The sequence below is a fragment of the Caldimonas brevitalea genome, assembly GCF_001017435.1.
Lineage (GTDB): Bacteria > Pseudomonadota > Gammaproteobacteria > Burkholderiales > Burkholderiaceae_C > Caldimonas > Caldimonas brevitalea.
This window is the reverse complement of the sequence record NZ_CP011371.1, coordinates 292,189-313,432: the sequence shown is the minus strand read 5'-3', so window position 1 is coordinate 313,432 and position 21,244 is coordinate 292,189. Positions and strand designations below refer to the sequence as shown.

The following is a 21,244-nucleotide window of genomic DNA, read 5'->3' as shown; positions in this document are numbered from 1 at the left end:
GCCAGCTCACAAAGCCCGCCACAGGGCAAACACGAGCAGGGTGCAGAAGGCCGCGACCAGATCGTCGAACAAAATGCCGAAGCTGCCGCTCCAGCCCTCGCCCTTGAAACGGCGGTCGGCCCAGCGCACCGGGCCGGGCTTGGCGGCGTCGAAAAAGCGGAAGCACAAAAAGGCGGCCAGCTGGACCCAGACCGTGCGGACCTCGGTGCTGGCGGCGCCCGGCGTCACCAGCCACAGCACCAGCCAGAAAGCCACCACCTCGTCCCAGACGATGTGGCCGGGGTCGGCGGCCCGCAAATGCTGCGCCGTCACCTTGCACGCCCACCACCCGACGAGCAGGGCGACCGGCAGCACCACCGCCCATTGCGCCTCGCTCAGCCACAGGTCGAGCACCACGAAGCTGAGCCAGGCCCACAGCGTGCCGACCGTGCCCGGGGCCACCGGGCTGAGCCCGCTGCCGAAGCCCAGCGCGATCGCGTGGGCCGGATGCGACCAGAGAAAACGCACCGTGGGGGCGGCGGAAGCGCCGCCCACCTCGGGCCCGAACGACGATGGGCGTAACAAGGTCATGGTTCAGCTGCTGTGGAAGTGATCGAAAGCCCGGACCTGCAAATCCAGCGCCTGGCCCTCGGCATCGACACAGCGCAGGCCCGGCTCAGCGTCGATCTGGCCGATGCGGGTCACGCCGACACCGCAGCGGGCGGCGGCGTCCTGTACCGCGGCGCGCTGGGCGGCGGGCGCCGAGAACAGCAATTCGTAGTCGTCGCCGCCGGCCAGCGTGCACAGGTGCTGCCAGCGCAGCGGCAAGGCGCGCAGCGCGGCGCTGCGCGGCAAGGCGTCTGCCCACAGCGTGGCGCCGACACCCGAGCGGCGCAGCACGTGACCGAGGTCGCCGACCAGGCCGTCGGACAAGTCCACCGCGCCCGTCGCGATGCCGCGCAGCGCCTGGCCCAGCGCCACCCGTGGCGTCGGCCGCTCCATCGCGGTGCGCACCCGCTCGAAATCGCCGCTCGGCACGGTCAGGGTGCCGCGGAACACTTCGAGCGCCAAGCGGGCATCACCGAGGGTGCCGCTCACATAGAGGTCGTCGCCGGCGCGGGCGCCGCTGCGCAGCAAGGCCTGGCCGGCCGGCACCTCGCCGAAGACCGTCAGGTTGAGGACCAGTGGGCCGCGCGTCGTGTCGCCGCCGACCAGTTCGCAGCCGTGGGCGTCGGCCAGCGCGAACAGTCCGGCGGCAAAACCTTCCAGCCATTCGGGATCGGCGCGCGGCAGCGACAGGCTGAGCGTGAAGGCCAGGGGCTCGGCGCCGCAGGCGGCCAGGTCGGACAGGTTCACCGCCAGCGCCTTGTGGCCGAGGCGATCGGGTGCGACGGTCGACAGAAAGTGCCGGCCTTCCACCAGCAGGTCGCTGGAGACGGCCAGTTGCATGCCCGGGCGCGGCGCCAGCAGCGCACAATCGTCGCCGACCCCGAGTGCGGCGCGCGACACCGGCCGCGAGAAATATCGCTCGATGAGTTCGAATTCGCCCAGGCTCATGCGGGCATTGTCGCCGACCGCCGGCCGCGGCCCGCCAGGGGCTTGGTAGAGAACTTGCTGGAAAGTGCGTATGCCCGAGCCCAAGCCCCCGTCACTGCCCGCCGTGCTCGACTTCGAGGCCAGCGGCTTTGGCGCCGGCAGCTATCCGATCGAGGTCGGCTTCGTGCTGCCGGACGGGCGGGCGTTCTGCTCGCTGATCCGGCCGCTGCCCCACTGGACACGCTGGGATGCCAGCGCCGAAGCCGTGCACGGCATCAGCCGCGCCACCGTCGAACGCTATGGGCGCAGCCCCGAGGTGGTGACCGAGATGCTCGACCAGCACCTGGCGAACAGTCGCGTTTACAGCGACGGCTGGGGACACGACTACACCTGGCTGCACGTGCTGTACGACGCGGTGGGGCGGCAGCCCCGCTTCAGGCTGGAGAACATCCGCTCGCTGCTGAGCGAGGAGGCGGTGAGCCGCTGGCCCAGCGTCAAGGCCGAAGTCGCCCGGCGCACCGCGATGCAGCGCCACCGCGCCAGCGCCGACGCACGTTTGCTGCAGCTGACGATCCAGGAGCTGCAGCGGACGCCGACGATCTGATCAGCCGGCCGCGGACGCGGCTCAGGTCGTGGTCAGCCGGAACATGCCGACCACCTCGGCCAGCTGGTTCGCCTGCTCGCGCAGGCTGGCGGCCGCCGCGCTCGACTGCTCGACCAGCGCGGCGTTCTGCTGCGTCATGTGGTCGAGGCGGGCCACCGCCGTGTCGACCTGGCCGATGCCACCGCTTTGCTCCTGGCTGGCCGCCGAGATCTCGCCGATGATCTGGGCCACCCGGTGCACGCTGTCGACGATCTGCGTCATCGTGGTGCCGGCGTTGCCGACCAGGCCGGCGCCCGATTCGACCCGCTCGACCGAGGTGACGATCAGCGTCTTGATCTCCTTGGCCGCCTGGGCGGCGCGCTGCGCCAGGCTGCGCACCTCACTGGCCACCACCGCGAAGCCGCGCCCCTGCTCGCCTGCGCGGGCGGCTTCGACCGCGGCATTGAGCGCCAGGATGTTGGTCTGGAACGCGATGCCGTCGATCACGCCGATGATGTCGGCAATGCGGCTGGACGACTGCTTGATGTCCTCCATCGTCGCCACCACCTGCGACACCAGCGTGCCGCCCTCGGACGCCACGCCCGCAGCCGACACCGCCAGCTCGTTGGCCTGCCGGGCGGCCTGCGCCGAGCCGTGCACCGCCGAATTCAGCTGCTGCACCGACGACGCGGTTTGCTGCAGGCTCGCGGCGGCCTGCTCGGTGCGCGACGACAGGTCCTGGTTGCCGGAGGCGATCTCGCCGCTGGCCAGGCGCACCGACTCGCTGCTGGCCCGGATGCGCAGCAGCACCTCATTCATCTTGTCGGCGAACACGTTGAACGACGCGGCGATCTGCGCCACCTCGTCGCGGCCGTCGGCTGGCAGGCGCTTGGTCAGGTCGCCGCTGCCCGAGCCGATGTCCCGCATCGCGTTGCGCACCTGCCGCAGCCGCGCGAAGGCGCTGCCGGTGACGATCCACATCACCGCCGCGGCCCCGCAACCGACGCTCACCAGGGCAAACGCGGTGATGGCCATCACGCTGCGCAGCCCGGCGTTCGCCTCGTGCTCGTCGAGCGCCACCACCAGGCGCCAGTCGGTGCCGGCCACCGGTTCGGCGTAGAGCAGCTTGTGCACCCCCTGCACCACGGTGTGCAGCGGCTGCCGGGCCTCGGCCAGTGCCTGCAAGGTTTCGGGCGTCAACGCCGGCGCGATCTCGCTGACCTGGCCCAGCGTGCGCTTCGCGTCCGGATGGGCGATGAGCTGCCCGGCCGAGTTGAGCAAAAAGGCATAGCTGGCCGGCGTCGGATGCACGGCCGTGACGTTGGCGATCACACTGTCGAGCGCGACATCGCCCGCGATGACGGCCTGCACCTGCTGCCCGGCCATCACCGGCGCGGCGAAGGTCACCACCAGCTTGCCGGTGCCGGCGTCGAGATACGGCTCGGTGACCACCACCTTGCCGGCCTTGACGGCCTGCTGATACCAGGGCCGGGCGGTCGGGTCGTAGTCGGCAGGCAGGCCGCTGCCGTCGGTGAACACCGCCCGTTTGTCGGCAAACCCGACGTAGGCGACGTCGAAACCGGCCGATTGCTGCAGCTGCATCAGAAACGGCATCGGATCTGCGGCCGACAGCGCAGGGGCGGTCGCCACCAAAGCTTTCGACTTCAGCGCCACCCACTCGCGAATGGCCAGCACCTGCCCTTGCGACGTGGAGTGCAGCAGCTGGGCCTTGGATTCTTCGTTGTGAGAGTGGGTCAGCACGTAGGTGGTGGCCCCGTTCAGGGCCAGCGCCAGCACCACGATGGCGACGGCGATGGCGAGGATGCGGGCACGCAAGGAGGTGAGCATGGGGTTTCGCGGGACGTTGCGGTAGGGCGAGTGCCCTTAGCTTCGGCCGTCGAAGCTCAACCTTGAGCCCGGGCAAGCCCCGAGCGATGTGCAATCCTTGGCGAAATGCCGGCTGCTGAAGCGGTGTGACGCTCAGCGGTCGGCCAGGCCCGCGCCGCGCAGCAGGTTGGCGAGTTCGACCGCGGATTTCACGTCCATCTTCTCGAACACCCGCGCCCGGTGCACCTCGACGGTGCGCACGCTGATGTCGAGGTCGTCGGCGATCAGCTTGTTCGGACGCCCTTCGATCACCAGCCGCATCACGTCGCGTTCCCGCTCGGTCAGCTCGCCCAGCTTGCGCTGCACGGCCTGCGCCACCTGGCAGCGCGCCAGCACCTCGGCGCTGCGGGCGAGCGCCTGTTCGACGCGGTCGACCAGCGCGTTGTCGGAAAACGGTTTCTCGACGAAATCGAAGGCGCCTCGCTTGACGGCGGCCACCGCGGTGGGCACGTCGGCATGCCCGGTCAGGAAGATCACCGGCATCACCTCGATCAGCCCGCGCTCGATCAGCCGGTCGAACAAGGCCAGCCCGCTCATGCCGGGCATGCGCACGTCCAGCAGCAAACAGCAGGGGTCGCGCGGCAAATAGGTGCCGTGCAGGCTGCGCTGCTCGAGCATGGCCTCGAACGCCTCCGCCGAGGCGTATCCCTCGGACAACAATCGGCGCGAACGCAGCAGCCAGGCGAGGGCGTCGCGCAGCACGTCTTCATCATCGACAAGGTAGACGGTGGGAATGGGCTGGGACATCGTGGAGGGGTGCTGGAGAGGGGGCTGAGGGGGCCGGCGCCGCATCAATGCAGGTCGGCATCCTGTGCCTGGCGTGCCGGCGGCCCCGGCACGGCGCGCCGGCTGGCGGCACTGCCCGGCTCTGACGCAAGCGTAAACCGAAATTCAGTGCCGCCGCCATGCTCGGGCGTGCGGTTGCTGAACACCAGCAGCCCGCCGTGTTGCTCGACCACCGTGCGGCACAGGCTGAGCCCCAGGCCCATGCCCTCGCTTTTGGTCGTGAAGAACGGCGTGAACAGCCGTTCGGCCACCTCGTCGGCGATGCCAGGCCCCTGGTCGACCACCGCGAACTCGACCCACCGCGTTTGCGTCTGGCGCACCTGCAGCCGCAGCACGCGGTGTTCCGGCGCCACCGCCTCCATCGCCTGGATGCCGTTGCGGGTGAGGTTGAGCAGCACCTGCTCGACCATGGTGCGGTCGCAGACCACCCGCGGCATCGGCAGCGGTGGCATCGGGAGGTCGATTTCGATGCGGGTCGCGCTCTTGCGCGCCTGCAGCTTGACCAGCGGCATCACCGCGTCGATCAGCTGGTCGACCCGGATTGCCTCGCGCAAATGCTCGCGGCGCCGCACGAAGTCGTGCACGCTCTTGATCACCCGGCCGGCCCGCTCCGCCTGCTCGGCGATACGTTCGATGGCGCCACGGATGGCCCGCTGGGTGGCCGCGTCGACCTCGCCGGCGTGCATCAGGTTGATCGAGCCGGTGGCATAGCTGGAGATGGCCGCCAGCGGCTGGTTCAGCTCGTGGCTCAGCAAGGACGCCATCTCGCCGACGGTGGCCAGTCGGGCGGTCGCCTGCAGCTTCTCGTGCTGCTGGCGCGACAGCTCCTCGGCCCGGCGCTGGGCGCTGAGGTCTAGCACCGCGCTCATCCAGCCGGTGTGGCGGCCCTGGCCGTCCACCAGCGGCGCCTCGTACACCATCACCGGGAAGCGCTCGCCGTTGCGCCGCATGAACACCGTCTCGTAGCCCTCGCGCGGCGGCAGGCTGCCGGCCAGGCGCACCTGCTGGCGTCGGCTGTATTCGTCGACCAGCTCGGGCGGCCAATAGGGCGGCGGGTTGTGCACCGTCATCTTGCCGATCAGCTCGGCGGCGGCAAAGCCGACCATCTCGCAAAACGCCGGGTTGACGTAGGTGATGCGGCCTTCGAGGTCGCGTGCGCGCAAACCCGTGACCAGCGAGTCTTCCATCGCCTTGCGAAATGCGAGCGCCTCGGCCAGCCCGTGCTCCGCCGCCGCGCGCTTGCGCACGTCGCGCACCAGCAGCAGCACCACCGCGCTGAGCGCCAGCGACAGGCCCAGCACCAGCGCAGTGGCCAGGTTGGGGATCAGGTCGGGCTCGCCGGCCCCGCTGTCCAGGCGCAGCTGCAACGCCATGCCGGGCAGGTCGATCAGCCGTTGCGAGACGAACACGCCGCGGCCGCGCGCGATGCTGCCGGCGCGCGCCAGCCGGGTGCCGTCGCCTTCGACGAAGGCCAGCTCGTGCCGCTGCCCGATCTCCTGGTTGACGGCCTCCGTCAGCAGGCCCTGTAGGGCGTAGGACGCGACCATGTAGCCCGCCAGCCGCCCGCGCTCCAGCACGGGCAGGCAGACGTCGAGCAACTCGACGCCCAGCCCGCCGGGCAGGGGCAGGAAGTAGCTGCGCGAATACGCCGGCCCCGACAAACGTGTGGCCGTGGCGCAGGCGACCTCGGCGTCGATGTCGATCGCCTCGCGCCGCAGCTGCGTGAACAAGGGGGGGCGATAGGGCGTGTCGACGTCACTCTCGATCGCCATCTCGAGGTCGCGGCGCTCGATGCGGACCATCTCGCGTCGCGCGCGCAGCAGTTCGGCGGCGTCGCGCAGCCACTGCTCTCGCGGCGGTTCGTTCCACAGCAGCGCCTGCAGGCTCTGCAGGTCGCGCCCCAGGCTTTGCTTGATGTCGGACGCGGCGACGGTGGCGGTCTGTTCGACCAGCTCCTGCTCGCGGGCCGACTCGTAGTCGAGCGTGAGCCGCACCAGCGCCGTCTGCGCCACCGCCAGCAAACCCACCAGCAGCACCCACGGCAGCACCCGGCGCAAACGCTGCGAGGTGCGAGGCAGGGCGGGTTCGGCAGGCATCATGGCATTGTCCCCCCCGCCACGACGGCGGAGCAGCAGGCCCCGATGATCCCGAAGCAGGAAGATGCTTTCGATACGCACTATTGCGCATGTTGGCCGTGTCGCGCTTTGCCACACTCGGGCAGCATGCCGTTCGCGCATGACCTGCGGCACGCGGCTGCGGCGCTCCTACAATCGTTGGCCCGTGCGCCCGCGTACCGGACACCGTTCGCTGTCGATCGGCTGTCATCGCTCACCCCGCGCCGTCGCGCACACCGCGGCGCGGACCGAGAAGGTTGCAGACGGACGGTGCCGCCGGCCCGGCCGGCACACCTTGCATCAAATGACGAAGGACGCTGATGCCCACTCCTGAAGAAAAACGTGCCGAGCTGCGCCGCGCCGCACTCGAGTACCACGAGTTCCCGACCCCGGGCAAGGTGGCCATCGCCGCCACCAAGCAGTTGATCAACCAGCGCGACCTGGCCTTGGCCTACTCCCCGGGCGTGGCCGCGGCGTGTGAGGAGATCGTCAGCGATCCGACCAACGCCTTCCGCTACACCTCGCGCGGCAACCTGGTGGCGGTGGTGACCAACGGCACCGCGGTGCTGGGGCTGGGCGACATCGGCCCGCTGGCGGCCAAGCCGGTGATGGAAGGCAAGGGGGTGCTGTTCAAGAAGTTCGCCGGCATCGATGTGTTCGACATCGAGCTCAACGAACGCGACCTCGACAAGCTGGTCGACTGCATTGCGGCGCTCGAACCCACCTTCGGCGGCATCAACCTCGAAGACATCAAGGCGCCCGACTGCTTCTATGTCGAGCGCAAGCTGCGCGAGCGCATGAAGATCCCGGTCTTCCACGACGACCAGCACGGGACGGCGATCGTGGTCGGCGCGGCCACCCTCAACGGCCTGAAGGTGGTGGGCAAGGACATCCGCCAGGTCAAGCTGGTGGCGTCGGGCGCCGGCGCGGCCGCGCTCGCCTGCCTCAACCTGCTGGTCAAGCTGGGGCTGCCGCGCGAGAACATCTGGGTCACCGACCTGGCCGGCGTGGTCTATGAGGGCCGCACCGAACTGATGGACCCCGACAAGGCGCAGTTCGCCCAGAAGACCGACAAGCGCAGCCTGGCCGAGGTGATCGAAGGCGCCGACATCTTTCTGGGCCTGTCGGCCGGCGGCGTGCTGAAGGCGCCGATGGTGCAGCGCATGGCGGTCAAGCCGCTGATCTTCGCGCTCGCCAACCCGACGCCGGAAATCCTGCCGGAAGAGGTGAAGGCGGTGCGCGACGACGCCATCATGGCGACCGGCCGCACCGACTATCCCAACCAGGTCAACAACGTCCTGTGTTTCCCCTACATCTTCCGCGGTGCGCTCGATTCGGGGGCTACCACGATCACCGATGAGATGGAAATCGCGGCGGTGCACGCGATCGCCGACCTGGCCCAGGCCGAGCAGAGCGAAGTGGTGGCCGCCGCCTACGCGGGCGCCACGCTCAGCTTCGGGCCCGAGTACCTGATTCCCAAGCCCTTCGATCCGCGGCTGATGATGCGCATCGCCCCGGCCGTGGCCAAGGCGGCCGCCGACGGTGGTGTCGCGTTGCGGCCGATCGCCGACCTGGACGCCTACCGCGAGAAGCTGCAGAGCTTCGTCTACGCGTCGGGCACGACGATGAAGCCGATCTTCACCGTCGCCAAGAAGGCGGCCCACAAGCGGGTCGTCTATTGCGAGGGCGAGGAGGAACGGGTGCTGCGGGCGGTGCAGGTGGTGGTCGACGAGAACCTGGCGCGGCCGACGCTGATCGGCCGGCCCGAGGTGATCCGCCAGCGCATCGAACGCTTCGGCCTGCGGCTGCAGGAAGGGCGCGACTACGACGTGGTCAACACCGAGTTCGACCACCGGTACCGCGACTACTGGCAGACCTACCACCGGATGACCGAGCGCAAAGGTGTCAACGCGCAGCTGGCCAAGATCGAAATGCGCCGGCGCCTGACCCTGATCGGCGCGATGCTGCTGCACAAGGGCGAGGTGGACGGCATGATCTGCGGCACCTGGGGCACGACGGCGATGCACTTGCACTACATCGACCAGGTCATCGGGCGGCGCCCCGGGGTCAACGTCTACGCCTGCATGAACATGCTGATGCTGCCCAACCGGCAGCTGATGCTGGTCGACACGCACGTCAACTACGACCCCAGCGCCGAGCAGCTCGCCGAGATCACCATCCTCGCGGCTGAAGAGATGATGCGCTTCGGCCTGCACCCCAAGGCCGCGCTGCTGTCGCACTCGAACTTCGGCTCGAGCAACCAGCCGTCGGCGGTGAAGATGCGGCAAGCGCTGGAGCTGCTGCGGGTGCAGGCACCCTGGCTGGAAGTCGACGGCGAGATGCACGGCGACATCGCGATCGACGCCGAAGACCGCCGCGAATTGATGCCCAACAGCACGCTGCAGGGCGAAGCCAATCTGCTGGTGCTGCCCAACATCGATGCGGCCAACATCAGCTACAACCTGCTCAAGCAGACGGCCGGCGGTGGCATTGCGATCGGCCCGGTCTTGCTCGGGGCCGCCAAGCCGGTGCACATCTTGACGCCATCGGCCACGGTGAGGCGTCTGGTCAACATGACAGCAATGACAGTGGCCGACGCAAACGCGGCGCGCTGACAACTGCTGACATTGCCGGGTGTGTAGGGGGATCCCCTGTTGTGGGGGAACCATGCCCACGTCCGCGGATGCCCTACACCGCGAGCTTCGTTACGAGAGTCAGCACCCACATCCATGGAGACAAAGCCCTGCAATGGTGCTGAAATTTGAGGCACCTCCTTGTGGTTTTTCCGCCAAACCGCTACCATGGCGGCTTCAGTTTTCAGGGAAAACCCGTGGGACCCGCTGCTCGGTCACTTCGGTGGCAACTACGGGGGCAGTCGCTCCGAAAGTTAGGAGTCACCACCTCTGCAGTCATAGCGCTGGCCCTGACTCCCAGCCTCGTTTTGTCGCGAGGCCACGGTGCGGGAAAGCAGGCCGATGCCGCGATCGTGGCGCTGGCCGAACTGCCCCGGCAAGCCCAAGACACGCACCGTCTGATCCGTGAGGGGGGCCCCTTCCCCTACGAGAAAGACGGAACCGTGTTCTTCAACCGCGAGCAGTCGTTGCCTCGGAAGCCGAGAGGTTTTTACCGTGAGTACACGGTCAAGACACCTCGCGTGTCCCACCGTGGCGCACGGCGCATCGTGTGCGGCGGGCAGCCACCGACGGCCCCTGAAGCCTGCTACTACACCGACGACCACTACGCGAGCTTTCGCCGGATCGTCGAATGATTCGTACTGAAGAGGGGATCGTGACCATGCTCTTGCAGACCGTCCGTCCGAACATCGTGCAGTCTATCCGCGCATTCCGCGTGGAAGACCTGATGCTGACCGCCCAAGAGACCGGTCAGCACTTCCTCTATGCCAACCTGGGCAATGCCCAGTCGAAGCAGGAGGTGCTGGAGGGTATCGCGCAAGCCTTCTTGTTCCCGGCGCATTTCGGCAAGAACTTCGACGCCTTGTACGACTGCATGACGGACTTGGTGCACAAGGCCGGCCCACAACCCGGCTTCATCGTCGTGCTCGAGCAAATCCCCGACAACCCCCGCTTCGACCGTGAGGCCCGCGAGCAACTGCTCGACGTGTTCCGCGATGCGGCCGACTACTGGGCAGACCGAAAAATACCATTCAGGTGTTTTTATTCTTTTCTGTAGCCCGCTCCCAGGAAATCGGGTCATGGGAGCGGGCCAACGAAGTGGCCCAAAACAGCGACATCGCCGCCAAGCCGGCGACCAGCAAGCCTGCCAAGAACGGCAGCAATCCTTCTTTCGGCATGAACATGCCGATGATGAGCAGCGCCTTCGACACGGCCTGCTGGCTGGCCGCCGCCTGAGACGGCGACTGGCGTCCTTGAAAAGCGGCCTACGGGCCGCTTTTTTGTTGCCTGCACGGTGTTGCTGTGGCGCGGTACCGAAGGTGGTTCCGGGGCCCACCGCCTGTTGGTCGACCACGCACGCTCTGACCTTCTCGCGACCACATTCCTCTCCATTCACCCGGTAATGCAATTGCATTACCATTGCAGAGCCCTTGGAGAACCTCATGCCGAACGCCAATGAAGCCGAATCGACGTTGACCGACCGCTACCAGACGACGATTCCCGAGGCGGTGCGCCGGGCCCTTCGCGTGGGCAAGCGGGACAGGATCCGCTACACGATCCGGCCCAACGGTGAGGTGGTCCTGGGGCGGGCTGAGGACGTTGAAACCGACCCGGTGCTAGCTCGTTTTCTTGGCTTCCTCGCCTGCGACATGGAGGAGCACCCGGAGCGCCTGACCGCCGTCGATGCCGCTTTCGTGGAGCGGCTTCGGTCGCTCGTGGGCGAGGTCCAGGTCGATCTTGACGCCCCGCTATCGGAGGACGACGAATGACCGAGGGCGCAGCCGCCCCCTCGGTCATTCACGGCTGGACCCTCTTCGCGCACCCCCTGTTTCTCGCGCAGGTAGAAGCGCTGCAGTTGCAAGTCGAAGCGCTCAAGCAGAAGGACCCCGAGGGCTACCAGAAGAAGAACGCAACCAAGCGGTTGGCCGCCATCGCCAAGCTGGCCTTCGATGTCATACCGCAGGATCCGACCCGCTTGGAATATCGACAAGGGAACACGCTCGGAGACGACTACAAGCACTGGTTCCGGGCCAAGTTCTTCCAGCAGTACCGCTTGTTCTTCCGGTACCACGGGCCCAGCAAGCTGATCGTTTTCGGGTGGGTGAACGACGAAGACACGAAACGCGCGTACGAGAGCAACGACGACGCGTACAAGATCTTCCGAAAGATGCTGGACAGCGGGCACCCTCCGGACGACTGGGGCCAGCTGCTGAAAGCGCGCGACGAGGCCGCGCGCTTTCAGCAGCTGACAACTGCGGTCAAGAAGGGCAGCTGAGGACTATCGCTGCGCCGCCGGCAAGGCCTGCGCCAGTGCCACGAATTCCCCCACCGGCACCTCTTCGGCGCGGCGCTGCAGGTCGAAGCTGCCCTCGTAGCCCTGCTCCGTGAGCCAGCGCCCGAGGGTATGGCGCAGCAGCTTGCGGCGCTGTGAGAAGGCCACCGCCACCAGGGCTTCGAGACGCGCAGCGTCGAGTTGGGGTGGCTGGCGCAACGGCGTCATGCGCACCACAGCCGAGTCGACCCGCGGCGGCGGGTCGAAGGCTTCGGGCGGCACTTCGAACAAAGATTCGATCTCGTAGCGCCACTGCAGCATCACGCTCAGCCGGCCGTAGTCCTTGTGGCCGGGCGCCGCCGCCATCCGGTCGACCACTTCCTTCTGCAGCATGAAGTGCTGATCTTCGATCGCGTCGACCTGCGCCAGCAGGTGGAACGCGATCGGCGACGAGATGTTGTAGGGCAGGTTGCCCACCACGCGCAGCGGCCGGCCGGTCTGCGCCGCCAGCGCGGTGAAGTCGACTTGCAGGACGTCGGCCTCCACCACCGTCAGTTCGGCCCGCTTGCGCAGCCGTGCGGCCAGGTCGCGGTCGAGTTCGATCACGGTCAGCCGCTCGCAGCGCTCGAGCAGCGGGAAGGTCAAGGCGCCGAGGCCGGGGCCGATCTCGACCAGGGCCTCGCCGGGCTGCGGGGCGATGGCGCGGACGATGTCGTCGAGCACGCTCGTGTCGGTCAGGAAATGCTGGCCGAAACGCTTGCGGGGGATGTGCTTCATCGTGTCACCCGCACACGCGATGGCGTGTCGGGGCGGCCGCCGCCCGAGCGCCGCTCACTGCGGCGGCTCCCTCATTTCCACATACGCTTGGTTGCGGATTTCGCGCGCCCATTCGGTGTAAGCCGTCTCGAAGCGCTGCTCGCGCAGCGCGTTGGTGGCCAGTTCGCGCTGTTGGCGTGGGTCGAGCTGTGCCTCGCGGCGGTCGGTCACCTGCACCAGGTGGGCGCCGAAGCGCGACAGGAAGGGCTCCGACAGCTTGCCCACGGCCAGGTTGTTGAGCACCTGCTCGAACTCGGGGACGAACTGGCCCGGATTGGCCCAGCCCAGGTCGCCGCCCTGGCTGGCGCTGCCGTCTTCGGAGAACTCGCGCGCCAGCTGCGCGAAGCCGGCCTGCCCGCCTTCGACACGCTGCTTGTAGTCGGCCAGCCGCCGCAGCGCGGTCTGCTGGGTCAGCTGGGGCGACACGCGCAGCAAGATGTGACGCGAGCGGGTCTGGGTGATGGTCAGGCCTTGCTTGTCCTTGCGTTCGACCACCTTGAGCACATGGAAACCGGCACCCGAGCGCACCAGCTGCGGCACCACCTGGCCAGCCTTCAGGTCGCCCACGGCCTGCACGAACAGGTCGGGCAGCCGATCGGCGGCACGCAGCCCGAGTTGGCCACCCTGGTCCTTGTTGGGGCCGTCGGACGCCTCGCGCACCAGGTCGGCAAACGGAACGCCGGCCTTGGCACGCGCGAGCACGTCCTCGGCCCGCGCGCGTCGCTCGGCCTCTTGCTGGGGCGTCGCGCCCTCGGGCACGGCCACCAGCACCTGCGCCAGGTTCAACTCGGTGGCGCCCGCCGCCTCGCCGCGCAGCTCGTTCAGGAATTTCTGGATGTCGGCATCGCTGATACGGATGCGGCCCTGCACTTCGCGTTCGCGCAGCCGCGTCAGCATCAGCTCGTCGCGCACGTTGTTGCGGAAGCGCGCGAAATCGATGCCCTGCTCGCGCAGGCGTTCACGCAGCTGGGGCAGCGTCAGCTGGTTCTGGGCCGCGACGTTGGCCACCGCCCGGTCGATCTCGGCCTCGTCCACGCGGACGCCGATCAGCCGTGCATGCGACAGCTGGGCGCGGTCGTCGATCAACGCCTCGACCACCTGTTGGCGCAGCTGCTCGCGCGGCGGCAAACGGGTGCCGTTGCGTGCCGCGTCCTGCTCGATACGGGCCAGCCGCTGCTGCACGTCGTTGTTGGTGACGAGTTCCTGGTTGACGACCGCCACGATGTAGTCGCCGCCGCGCACGGCCGCTGCGCTTTGCGCCGCGCCAGCGGCGGGCAGCCACAGCGCCAGGCTGAGCGCGAGCGCCGTCCATCGCTGCGCGCGACGCCGGAAGAAGGTGAATGGGGTCATACGGTGTAGGGAATCAGGGCCGCGCGCCTCATTCGGGGCGCAGCGGTTGGTAGCCAGGGATAGTGTCTTTCGAGGCCTGCATCGGGTTGGCACCGAAGCCCAGCCGCGACAGCCCGACGAACTCGATCTGGAACATCAGCCGCGTCGTCGCGTCGTCGCGGCTGATCGAACGCCGTTCGACGGCAAAACGCCCGATCCAGCAACCCGCGTCGTATTCGAAGCCGAACAACGACTCGGTGAGCCGCCGCTCCATCACGCTGTAATTGGCCCGGCCGATGGTGTAGAGCGAGCCCACGCAGGCCGGCCCGCCAGTGTCGGACGGACGGCCCCGATAGACCGGCCACTGCCAGCCGACATCGACTTGCTCGCTCGCGCGGCGGGTGTGACTGTAACTCGCGCCGACGGTGCGGAAGTTCCCGGGGGTATAGCGCACCCCCAACGTCGATCGCACCGTACGGCGGGTGTCGGGGTTGTACTGCGTGGTGGCGCTCAGCGACCAGTTGGGGATCAGGCTGTCCGTCGACGCCAGCAGCAGCACGTCGCTGAAACGCTCGTTGAAGGGCACACCTTCAGGCGTGATGCGCTGGCGGTCGAACAGGTTGCGCTGGGCGATGCCCAGCCGCAGTGCCTCGGCGCCGGTGGCGGCGTCGAGGAAGCGCGAGTAGCCGCCAAAGGTCAGGTGGTGACCGTCCGACACCCGGTCCACGCCGGAAAACGGGTTGGGCGTGAACAGCGTGGTGAGGTTGAAGTCCTTGGCGGCCGAATCGAACACCGGCACGTCGTCCTGGTTGCGATAGGGCGTGCGCACGTACAGCAAGCGGGGCTCCAGCGTCTGCACATATGCGCGACCGAACCAAGTGCTGTTGCGCTCGAACACCCAGCCGTTGTCGATGCTCACCGTCGGGATGGTGCGCGACACCCGCCGCCTCGGTCCGCTGCTGCTGGCGTCGATGTCGTAGCTGGCGGCATTGATCGAGAGCTTGGGCGTCAGGAACCAGCCCGGCCGGTCGACCACCGACCAGCTCAGGCTGCCCAGGGCATGCACCCGGGTCGCGTCGGGACGGCCGATATTTTCGTCGGCGCTTTGGTGCAGGGTGAAGCGGTTGATCTCGGTCTCGAGCGACGCTCGCAGGCCAAAGCCCAGGTCGTGTGCCCTGCGCAGCCCCACCTGCGGTTCACGGTTGTAAGGCGAGATGATCGGGGCCGTGGGGTCCTGGAGCACCTGCCAGCGTTGCACGCGGGAGTACACCTGCCAATCACCCAACCACCAGTTCGCGCGCGCCTCGCCGGGCAGCAGCCGCGGCGTCAGGCCGGGGATGTTGCGCTCCAGGTCTTTCCAGTAGTCGTCGTCCGACACGCGGTTGATGCCGACCGCATAGGTGCCCTCCATGGGCAGCCGGCCGTCGTGGCGCAGATAGACGGAGTGGCGCGAGCCGCCCCAGACGCGGTCGTTCGGCAACAGGTGCAGGTTCAGCTCGCCCTGGTAGTCGGGCTGCAGGTAGCGGAACTGCGTGCCCAAGGCGCCGCCGCGCTTGGTGATGATGGACGGCGTCAGCGTCGCGTCGAGGTTGGGCGCGATGTTCCAGTAGTAGGGCACGCCCAGTTCGAAGCCGCTTTTGCTGTCGAAGGCGGGCGTCGGCGGCAGCCAGCCCGACTTGCGTTTGCTCGACAGCGGAAACGACAGGTAGGGCGAGGCCAAGATGGGCACGCCATAGAAGGTGAGTACGCCGCCTTCGGCCGTCCCGACGTCGTTCTCGAAGTCGAGGGTGACATGCCGCCCCTTGAGCAGCCAGGCGTAGTCGCCCTCGTCGTCCGGCGTACAGCTGGAATAGGTGGCGCGGATCGCCGCCACGCGCCGCTGGCCCAGGAAGTCGAGGCGCTCCGCCTGCCCGCCCGCTTGCGTCACGGCGAAGAAGTAGGTCGGATTGGTGAAGAAACCTTCGTAACGCTCGAGTTGCAACTGCAGCTCGGGGCCGCTGAAGACATTGCCGTCGCGGCTGATCCGCACATTGCCGTAGGCCTTGGCCAGGCCCTTGGGCGTGTCGTAGACGATACGGTCGGCGCGGATGCTGGTCGCCCCGCGCTTGAGTTCGACGTCTCCCTCGGCGACCATCTCCTGGTCGGGCCGGCCCTTCAGTTCGCGAGCTTCGACGGTGACCGGCAGCTGCTCTTCGTCGACGGGCGCTACGGGGGGTTGTTGGGCCGAGACCCGAAGGGCCCAGGCGGCGAGCAGGCATGCGGCGGCGACGGGCAGCAGGCGAAGGACAGGCGTGACGGGCAGCAGGCGGACCAAAACGGGCAGGCGACAGTAGCGACAGGACGAGTCGGGGTGGGACGGAGCCCGTTAGCGCCAGTTGGCACTATGCGGGATTCCTGCACGCAGCCCCGCGCGGGCGGTTTGTAGAATCGATTATTCCATGAGCCTTCCAAACAGCCCGACGCGGCACGCCTTTGCAGCAAGCGATTCGAGATCGCCGACCGCTTGGCGCCCCTGGCAGTACGCCTGACGCGACCGACCCGTTTGCTTCATCGACATGACCTCTACTCACCCGATCTCCTGGACCGACGAGCAGCGCCGACTCGCCTTCGAACGCTGGCTTGCCAGCCTGGGGCACCGCGGCATCGACCCGGCCTCAGTTCGCAGCGCGAGTGCCGACGCAAGCTTCCGCCGCTACTTCCGCGTCGACAGTGCCGAGGGCTCGCGCATCGTGATGGACGCACCGCCCAGCTACGAGGACTGCCGGCCGTTCGTGAAAGTGGCGCGCCTGCTGCGCGACGGCGGCCTCAACGCGCCCGAGATCCTCGACTGGAACGAGGCCGACGGCTTCATGCTGCTGTCCGACCTCGGCTCGACCACCTATCTCGCCCGCCTCGACGCCGACACCGCACCCGCGCTGTACGAGGACGCCACGACGGCATTGGTGCGCATGCAGGCCATCGACGCGGCGGCTCAGGTGCCGCCCTACGACCAGGCCTTGTTGACGCGTGAGTTGCAGCTGTTTCCAGACTGGTACATCGGCCGTCACTGCGGCGTGACCCTCAGTGACGACGAGCAACACGTGCTGCAGCGCAGCTTCGAGCTGATTCTGCGCAACAACCTGGCGCAACCCGCGGTGCTGGTGCACCGCGACTACCACTCGCGCAACCTGATGGTCTGCGGCACGCCGGGCTCGCCCGAGAACCCCGGCGTGATCGACTTCCAGGATGCGGTGTGGGGCCCGATCACCTACGACCTCGCGTCCTTGCTGCGTGACGCCTACATCGAGTGGGAAGAAGAGCAGCAGATCGACTGGGCCGTGCGCTACTGGCAGAAAGCCCGCCAGGCCGGCCTGCCGGTGAACGCCGATTTCGGCGAGTTCTGGCGTGATTTCGAGTGGATGGGGCTGCAGCGCCACCTGAAGGTGCTCGGCATCTTCTGCCGCCTCTACCACCGCGACGGCAAAGACGGCTACCTCAAGGACCTGCCGATGGTGTGGCGCTACGCCCACCGTGTGGCCGCACGCTACAACGGCCTGACGCCGTTGGCTCAGCTGCTCGAGAAGTTGGCCGGCGAACAGCGGCAGGCCGGCTACACCTTCTGAGCGCCCTGCTCCAGCCGCGGGCGGGACGGGTGACCGCTCGCCGCGCAGCCGGGCCGGCCTTGGTTCACACGCTCAGGCCAGCGCCCGCTCACCGGCCGCTTCCGCCGCCGTGTTGTCGCCGTGCAGGTAGGGCGTTTCGCAGCCGGCCGCGGCCAGCCACGGGTCGCGATCTTCGGCGCCGAAGGTGCCGACCAGAAAGTCCATGAAGGCTCGGGTGCGGGCCGGCACGTACTTGCGGCTGGGCATCGCCGCATAGATCGTGTAGCTCATGATCCGCCATTCCGGCAGCACGCGCTCCAGCGCGCTCTCGAGCAGCGCGTCCTCGACCATGAAAGACGGCAGGCCGACGATGCCCAGCCCGGCCAGCGCGGCCGCATAGAGGGTGTCGATGTGATGGGTGGTCAAGGCGGCGCGCGGCTCCACCTCGATGCCGTCGGCCGACGGCCGGCCCAGCGGGCAGCCTTCGAAGCGCCAGGTGCGCGGCGCGTTGGGCAGATTCGCCACCAGGCATTCATGGCCGCCCAGGTCCTCGGGACGCAGCGGCCGGCCGTACTGGTCGAGATACGAGGGCGCCGCGCACGCCACCACCTCGGTACGGGCGAGCTTGCGGGCGACGAAATCGCCCGACAGCGGTCGCGGCCCGACGATGAGGATGGACACGTCATAGGCCTCGTCGGCCGCTTCGATCGCGCTGCCGGCGGTCAGGTCGACCGTCACCTTCGGGCATTGCTGGCGAAACTTGGGCAGGTGCTTGGCCAGCTGGTGCACCGCGAAAGCGCCCGGCACCAGCACCCGCAAATGCCCTTTGGGGTCGGCCACCGCCGCGCTCGCCAACGCCTCGGCCTCTTCCACCTCCGACAGGATCTGGCGCACCCGCTCGAGGTAGGTCTCGCCGATGTCGGTCAACGCCAAGCGCCGAGTGGTGCGCTGGATCAGGCGCGCGCCCAGGTGCGCTTCCAGATCGGCCACCAGCCGCGTGACGACCGCGGCCGACAAATCGAGCGAGCGGGCCGCCGACGCGAAGCTGCCTTCGTCGATGACCTTCGCGAACACGCGCATGGAATGCAAGCGGTCCATCCGTCTTCCTCCCCGTTTTGTTGCTGATACCGAAATTATTTATTGAGCCAAAGACCGTTTATACAACAAGGGTTAACTCCTAAAGTCGCGTCATCGGTGAGCACAAACCCACACGGTTCGCAGCTCAGCGAGGGGCCAGACGGTATGACCGCCAGACCCGGACCTGTCCAACCCTTGTGAACGGAGAAGCACCATGAACGCCAAGAAGAACCTGATCGTCGCCGTGATGACCGCCTTTGTCGCCGCCGGCGCCTTTGCTCAGGAAGCCACCCCTGCTGAAGAGCGGTTCTACGCTGAAGTGCCGTCGGTCAAGACGCGCGAGCAGGTCAAGGCCGAGCTGCAGCAAGCCCGGGCCGAAGGCCAACAGCTGGCGGTGTTCAGCGGTGAAGCCTCGACGTTCCCGAACCAGCCCGCCACGGCCACCGCGCGGAGCCGCGAAGACGTCAAGCGCGAAACCATCAGCGCGCTGCGCCAGAACCGCTTCTCCGCCCCGATCAACATCGGCGGCTGAACGCCCGCAGCATCAAAAATCAACCCGCCACGGCGGGTTTTTTCATGCCCGTCGATCCGCGCCCGCAGGGGCAGGGCGTTTCAGCGCAGCTCGAAGGACGCGCTGCCGAGCACGCGACCGTTGACCAGGATGTCGACGCGGTGGGTGCCCGGGTAGAGACGGCGGGTCGAGCGCGGCGAGAAGTCGCGCCTGAGCACGAAGGCCGCAACGAACCCGGGTTGCAGCACACACTCGGCCCCTTTGAAAACCTTGCGCCTGGGCTTGCCATTGGCGCCGACGTAGTGCACCGCATAGTCGACACAAGCGCTACCGGGCAGGGGCTGCAGGCTCTCGAGCGAAAACGCGATGTCGAGCGTCTGGCCGATCTGCAGCGCGGTGGGGTGTAGCTGCAGGCCCTGCAGCGCGACGGCGTGGTCTGCGGCGAAACCGAGCAGGCGCAGCGCGCCGGCATCACCTTGCTTGACGAGGGTGCGCAGCGCGCGTCGCAAGGTGCGCTCGATGTCGCGGGGCGCTGCGGTGCGCCAGCGTTGCGCCGCCTGCAGGGCCAGATCGGGCCGCAGCCGGCTGACATCGTTCAGATGGTTGGCCACCGAGCGGCGCACCACCTCGTCGGCGTCATCCACCAGGCGGTCGAGCAGCGGCAGGGCCAGGCCGGGGTCGGCCGACAGCAGGGCCACCCGGCGCGCCCACGGCAACAACGGGCGCGTGCCTTCGCTCACGAGACGACGCACCCGCGGATCGGCATCGTCGCACCAGCGGCGCAACCGTTCGAGCGTCAACGTCGGCCAGCGGTCGAGAAAGGCCCGGATGGCGAACTCGCCGGTGAAATGCCGCGTCATCTGCGCCAGTGCGTCGAGCGACAGCTCGGGATGCTCCAGCCCCGCCTCGGCCACGTACTGCAGATGGGGCGCGAACCGGAATGCCGCCATGCCGCCGTCGCGCGCCGGCAGTGTCGACCCGGCCCCCACCTCCATCGCGCCGAGCACCAGGGGCAGCGCGCGCCGATAGTCGGCCGGCAGGCAGCGCTGCAGCCCCGCAGCGACCCGGCCCACCCGCTGCATCAGGCTGCAGGCCTCGAAGCCCTCGAGGCAGGTCTGCACGAAGGTCGACGTGTCGAAGCCAGGATGGACGGCCGCGACGTCGCGCGCGATGCCCGCCACGGTGGCGGCGTTGAATCCGTCCTTCAACAAGGGCGCGGGCTCGATTTCGTTGGGGCGGGAGGGCGGCATCGACGGTGCTGGGGGCTGGAACGGGCAAGACCGCCACCCTAGCGCAACACAGCGCCGAAAGCTGTCAGCAGCAACAGCTGCGGCACACTTGCCACATGTCCAGCCGTACCGCTCCCCGCCTCTACGCCCCGCTCCCCCTGTCCCCCGGCGCCGCCCTGGCGCTGCCCCCCGGCCCCGCCCGCCATGCCCAGGTGTTGCGCTTGCAGCCCGGCGACGCGCTGACGCTGTTCAACGGCGAGGGCGGCGAATGGAGCGCCACCGTGACCCGCATGGGCCGCAGCGACGTGGAGGTGCAGCTCGGCGCGCACGTCGAGGTCGACCGAGAGCTGCCGCTGGCGGTGACGCTGGCCGTCGGCATGCCGGCCAACGAGCGCATGGACTGGCTGGTCGAGAAGGCCACCGAACTGGGTGTCGCCGCGGTGCAGCCGTTGGTCTGCGAGCGTTCGGTGCTGCGGTTGGCCGGCGAGCGTGCCGACAAGAAGGTGGCGCATTGGCAAGGCGTCGCGATAGCGGCCAGCGAGCAAAGCGGCCGCACCCGGGTGCCGGCGGTCGCGCCGGTGCGAACGCTGCGCGAGTGGATCGCCGAGGTCGCCGCGACACCGGCCTCCAAGGTCGTGCTGAGCCTCCAGGACGCGATCCCGCTCGGCGGCGCGCTGAAGGCGGGCACGCCACCCGCCCTGGTGTTCCTCAGCGGCCCGGAAGGGGGCCTGGCGCCAGCGGAGGAGCAGGCGGCACGCGATGCCGGTTTCTCGCCGGTGAGCCTCGGTCCGCGTGTGCTGCGCGCTGAAACCGCGCCGTTGGCGGCGTTGGTACAGGTGGGGGCCGTCGCGACGGCGCCGGTGCGCTGACAGCCGCCGCCTTTGTATGCATAATTCCTTATATCAATCTCC

At 68.3% G+C, this 21,244-nt stretch carries 20 protein-coding genes; 10 read left to right on the top strand and 10 right to left on the bottom strand.

Translation table 11 applies throughout. From position 1 onward, the window contains the following. Positions 1–6: 6 nt before the first annotated feature. Both AAW51_RS01375 and thiL read right to left on the bottom strand, forming a co-directional pair. Positions 7–570: a phosphatidylglycerophosphatase A family protein gene (locus AAW51_RS01375; protein ID WP_047193195.1), complete on the bottom strand. Its 564-nt coding sequence runs from the start codon at positions 568–570 to the stop codon at positions 7–9. Positions 571–573: 3 nt separating this feature from the next. Continuing rightward, the gene (thiL, locus tag AAW51_RS01370; protein ID WP_047197253.1) at positions 574–1,530 is read right to left on the bottom strand and encodes a thiamine-phosphate kinase; all 957 of its coding nucleotides are present in this window, start codon (positions 1,528–1,530) and stop codon (positions 574–576) included. Positions 1,531–1,606: 76 nt separating this feature from the next. Here thiL and AAW51_RS01365 point away from each other — a divergent pair, with 76 nt between their 5' ends. After that, complete coding sequence (locus AAW51_RS01365; protein ID WP_047193194.1) at positions 1,607–2,119, top strand: 3'-5' exonuclease; 513 nt, start codon at positions 1,607–1,609, stop codon at positions 2,117–2,119. A gap of 21 nt (positions 2,120–2,140) precedes the next feature. Here the strand turns inward: AAW51_RS01365 and AAW51_RS01360 are convergent, their stop codons facing one another. The 3 genes from AAW51_RS01360 to AAW51_RS01350 all read right to left on the bottom strand — a co-directional run bounded on the left by AAW51_RS01360 (position 2,141) and on the right by AAW51_RS01350 (position 6,870). Beyond that, positions 2,141–3,946 (bottom strand): methyl-accepting chemotaxis protein, encoded by a 1,806-nt coding sequence (locus AAW51_RS01360; protein ID WP_047193193.1) that lies wholly within the window; start codon positions 3,944–3,946, stop codon positions 2,141–2,143. 132 nt (positions 3,947–4,078) lie between these two features. Beyond that, positions 4,079–4,732: a response regulator transcription factor gene (locus tag AAW51_RS01355; protein ID WP_047193192.1), complete on the bottom strand. Its 654-nt coding sequence runs from the start codon at positions 4,730–4,732 to the stop codon at positions 4,079–4,081. Between the two features lie 44 nt (positions 4,733–4,776). Then, a complete protein-coding gene (locus AAW51_RS01350) occupies positions 4,777–6,870 on the bottom strand; it encodes a two-component system sensor histidine kinase NtrB (RefSeq protein ID WP_047193191.1) in 2,094 nt (697 codons plus the stop codon). Between the two features lie 335 nt (positions 6,871–7,205). Here AAW51_RS01350 and AAW51_RS01345 point away from each other — a divergent pair, with 335 nt between their 5' ends. The 6 genes from AAW51_RS01345 (at position 7,206) to AAW51_RS01325 (ending at position 11,793) form a co-directional block, all read left to right on the top strand. Next, entirely contained in the window at positions 7,206–9,500 is a 2,295-nt protein-coding gene (locus AAW51_RS01345) for an NADP-dependent malic enzyme (protein WP_047193190.1), read from the top strand. Positions 9,501–9,826: 326 nt separating this feature from the next. Next, complete coding sequence (locus tag AAW51_RS01340; RefSeq protein WP_238947722.1) at positions 9,827–10,153, top strand: guanyl-specific ribonuclease; 327 nt, start codon at positions 9,827–9,829, stop codon at positions 10,151–10,153. A 26-nt stretch (positions 10,154–10,179) separates the two neighbouring features. Continuing rightward, positions 10,180–10,575 (top strand): barstar family protein, encoded by a 396-nt coding sequence (locus AAW51_RS01335; RefSeq protein ID WP_238947868.1) that lies wholly within the window; start codon positions 10,180–10,182, stop codon positions 10,573–10,575. 41 nt (positions 10,576–10,616) lie between these two features. Continuing rightward, the gene (locus tag AAW51_RS29615) at positions 10,617–10,754 is read left to right on the top strand and encodes a hypothetical protein (protein ID WP_157359544.1); all 138 of its coding nucleotides are present in this window, start codon (positions 10,617–10,619) and stop codon (positions 10,752–10,754) included. Positions 10,755–10,960: 206 nt separating this feature from the next. Next, entirely contained in the window at positions 10,961–11,287 is a 327-nt protein-coding gene (locus AAW51_RS01330; protein WP_047193188.1) for a type II toxin-antitoxin system PrlF family antitoxin, read from the top strand. Further along, a complete protein-coding gene (locus tag AAW51_RS01325; protein WP_047193187.1) occupies positions 11,284–11,793 on the top strand; it encodes a type II toxin-antitoxin system YhaV family toxin in 510 nt (169 codons plus the stop codon). Before AAW51_RS01330 ends, AAW51_RS01325 begins: the two co-directional genes overlap by 4 nt. A 3-nt stretch (positions 11,794–11,796) precedes the next feature. Here AAW51_RS01325 and rsmA read toward each other — a convergent pair whose 3' ends face one another. The 3 genes from rsmA to AAW51_RS01310 are packed head-to-tail and all read right to left on the bottom strand — an operon-like array spanning position 11,797 to position 16,249. After that, positions 11,797–12,567, bottom strand: a complete 771-nt coding sequence (rsmA, locus tag AAW51_RS01320; protein WP_047193186.1) for a 16S rRNA (adenine(1518)-N(6)/adenine(1519)-N(6))-dimethyltransferase RsmA — start codon at positions 12,565–12,567, stop codon at positions 11,797–11,799. 54 nt (positions 12,568–12,621) lie between these two features. Next, the gene (locus AAW51_RS01315; protein ID WP_047193185.1) at positions 12,622–13,956 is read right to left on the bottom strand and encodes a peptidylprolyl isomerase; all 1,335 of its coding nucleotides are present in this window, start codon (positions 13,954–13,956) and stop codon (positions 12,622–12,624) included. A 28-nt stretch (positions 13,957–13,984) separates the two neighbouring features. Next, positions 13,985–16,249 (bottom strand): LPS-assembly protein LptD, encoded by a 2,265-nt coding sequence (locus tag AAW51_RS01310; protein ID WP_053013232.1) that lies wholly within the window; start codon positions 16,247–16,249, stop codon positions 13,985–13,987. Between the two features lie 241 nt (positions 16,250–16,490). Between AAW51_RS01310 and AAW51_RS01305 the strand changes: the two genes are divergently transcribed. Next, complete coding sequence (locus AAW51_RS01305; RefSeq protein WP_047193183.1) at positions 16,491–17,537, top strand: aminoglycoside phosphotransferase family protein; 1,047 nt, start codon at positions 16,491–16,493, stop codon at positions 17,535–17,537. 72 nt (positions 17,538–17,609) lie between these two features. On the opposite strand, the gene AAW51_RS01300 is transcribed toward AAW51_RS01305, so the two are convergent. Then, positions 17,610–18,614, bottom strand: coding sequence for a LysR family transcriptional regulator (locus AAW51_RS01300; RefSeq protein ID WP_047193182.1), 1,005 nt, complete (start codon positions 18,612–18,614; stop codon positions 17,610–17,612). 193 nt (positions 18,615–18,807) lie between these two features. Here AAW51_RS01300 and AAW51_RS01295 point away from each other — a divergent pair, with 193 nt between their 5' ends. Beyond that, positions 18,808–19,125: a DUF4148 domain-containing protein gene (locus AAW51_RS01295; RefSeq protein WP_047193181.1), complete on the top strand. Its 318-nt coding sequence runs from the start codon at positions 18,808–18,810 to the stop codon at positions 19,123–19,125. A gap of 80 nt (positions 19,126–19,205) precedes the next feature. On the opposite strand, the gene AAW51_RS01290 is transcribed toward AAW51_RS01295, so the two are convergent. Beyond that, positions 19,206–20,354 (bottom strand): DNA alkylation repair protein, encoded by a 1,149-nt coding sequence (locus AAW51_RS01290; protein ID WP_047193180.1) that lies wholly within the window; start codon positions 20,352–20,354, stop codon positions 19,206–19,208. 95 nt (positions 20,355–20,449) lie between these two features. Between AAW51_RS01290 and AAW51_RS01285 the strand changes: the two genes are divergently transcribed. Further along, a complete protein-coding gene (locus AAW51_RS01285; protein WP_047193179.1) occupies positions 20,450–21,202 on the top strand; it encodes a 16S rRNA (uracil(1498)-N(3))-methyltransferase in 753 nt (250 codons plus the stop codon). The last annotated feature ends 42 nt before the right edge of the window (positions 21,203–21,244 follow it).

Bases quoted from the DNA above. Each gene is read 5' to 3' on its own strand.
- AAW51_RS01375 (WP_047193195.1), bottom strand. From the start codon at position 570: ATGACCTTGTTACGCCCATCGTCGTTCGGGCCCGAGGTGGGCGGCGCT.
- AAW51_RS01365 (WP_047193194.1), top strand. From the start codon at position 1,607: ATGCCCGAGCCCAAGCCCCCGTCACTGCCCGCCGTGCTCGACTTCGAG.
- AAW51_RS01360 (WP_047193193.1), bottom strand. From the start codon at position 3,946: ATGCTCACCTCCTTGCGTGCCCGCATCCTCGCCATCGCCGTCGCCATC.
- AAW51_RS01355 (WP_047193192.1), bottom strand. From the start codon at position 4,732: ATGTCCCAGCCCATTCCCACCGTCTACCTTGTCGATGATGAAGACGTG.
- AAW51_RS01350 (WP_047193191.1), bottom strand. From the start codon at position 6,870: ATGATGCCTGCCGAACCCGCCCTGCCTCGCACCTCGCAGCGTTTGCGC.
- AAW51_RS01345 (WP_047193190.1), top strand. From the start codon at position 7,206: ATGCCCACTCCTGAAGAAAAACGTGCCGAGCTGCGCCGCGCCGCACTC.
- AAW51_RS01335 (WP_238947868.1), top strand. From the start codon at position 10,180: ATGCTCTTGCAGACCGTCCGTCCGAACATCGTGCAGTCTATCCGCGCA.
- AAW51_RS01330 (WP_047193188.1), top strand. From the start codon at position 10,961: ATGCCGAACGCCAATGAAGCCGAATCGACGTTGACCGACCGCTACCAG.
- AAW51_RS01325 (WP_047193187.1), top strand. From the start codon at position 11,284: ATGACCGAGGGCGCAGCCGCCCCCTCGGTCATTCACGGCTGGACCCTC.
- rsmA (WP_047193186.1), bottom strand. From the start codon at position 12,567: ATGAAGCACATCCCCCGCAAGCGTTTCGGCCAGCATTTCCTGACCGAC.
- AAW51_RS01315 (WP_047193185.1), bottom strand. From the start codon at position 13,956: ATGACCCCATTCACCTTCTTCCGGCGTCGCGCGCAGCGATGGACGGCG.
- AAW51_RS01305 (WP_047193183.1), top strand. From the start codon at position 16,491: ATGACCTCTACTCACCCGATCTCCTGGACCGACGAGCAGCGCCGACTC.
- AAW51_RS01300 (WP_047193182.1), bottom strand. From the start codon at position 18,614: ATGGACCGCTTGCATTCCATGCGCGTGTTCGCGAAGGTCATCGACGAA.
- AAW51_RS01295 (WP_047193181.1), top strand. From the start codon at position 18,808: ATGAACGCCAAGAAGAACCTGATCGTCGCCGTGATGACCGCCTTTGTC.
- AAW51_RS01290 (WP_047193180.1), bottom strand. From the start codon at position 20,354: ATGCCGCCCTCCCGCCCCAACGAAATCGAGCCCGCGCCCTTGTTGAAG.
- AAW51_RS01285 (WP_047193179.1), top strand. From the start codon at position 20,450: ATGTCCAGCCGTACCGCTCCCCGCCTCTACGCCCCGCTCCCCCTGTCC.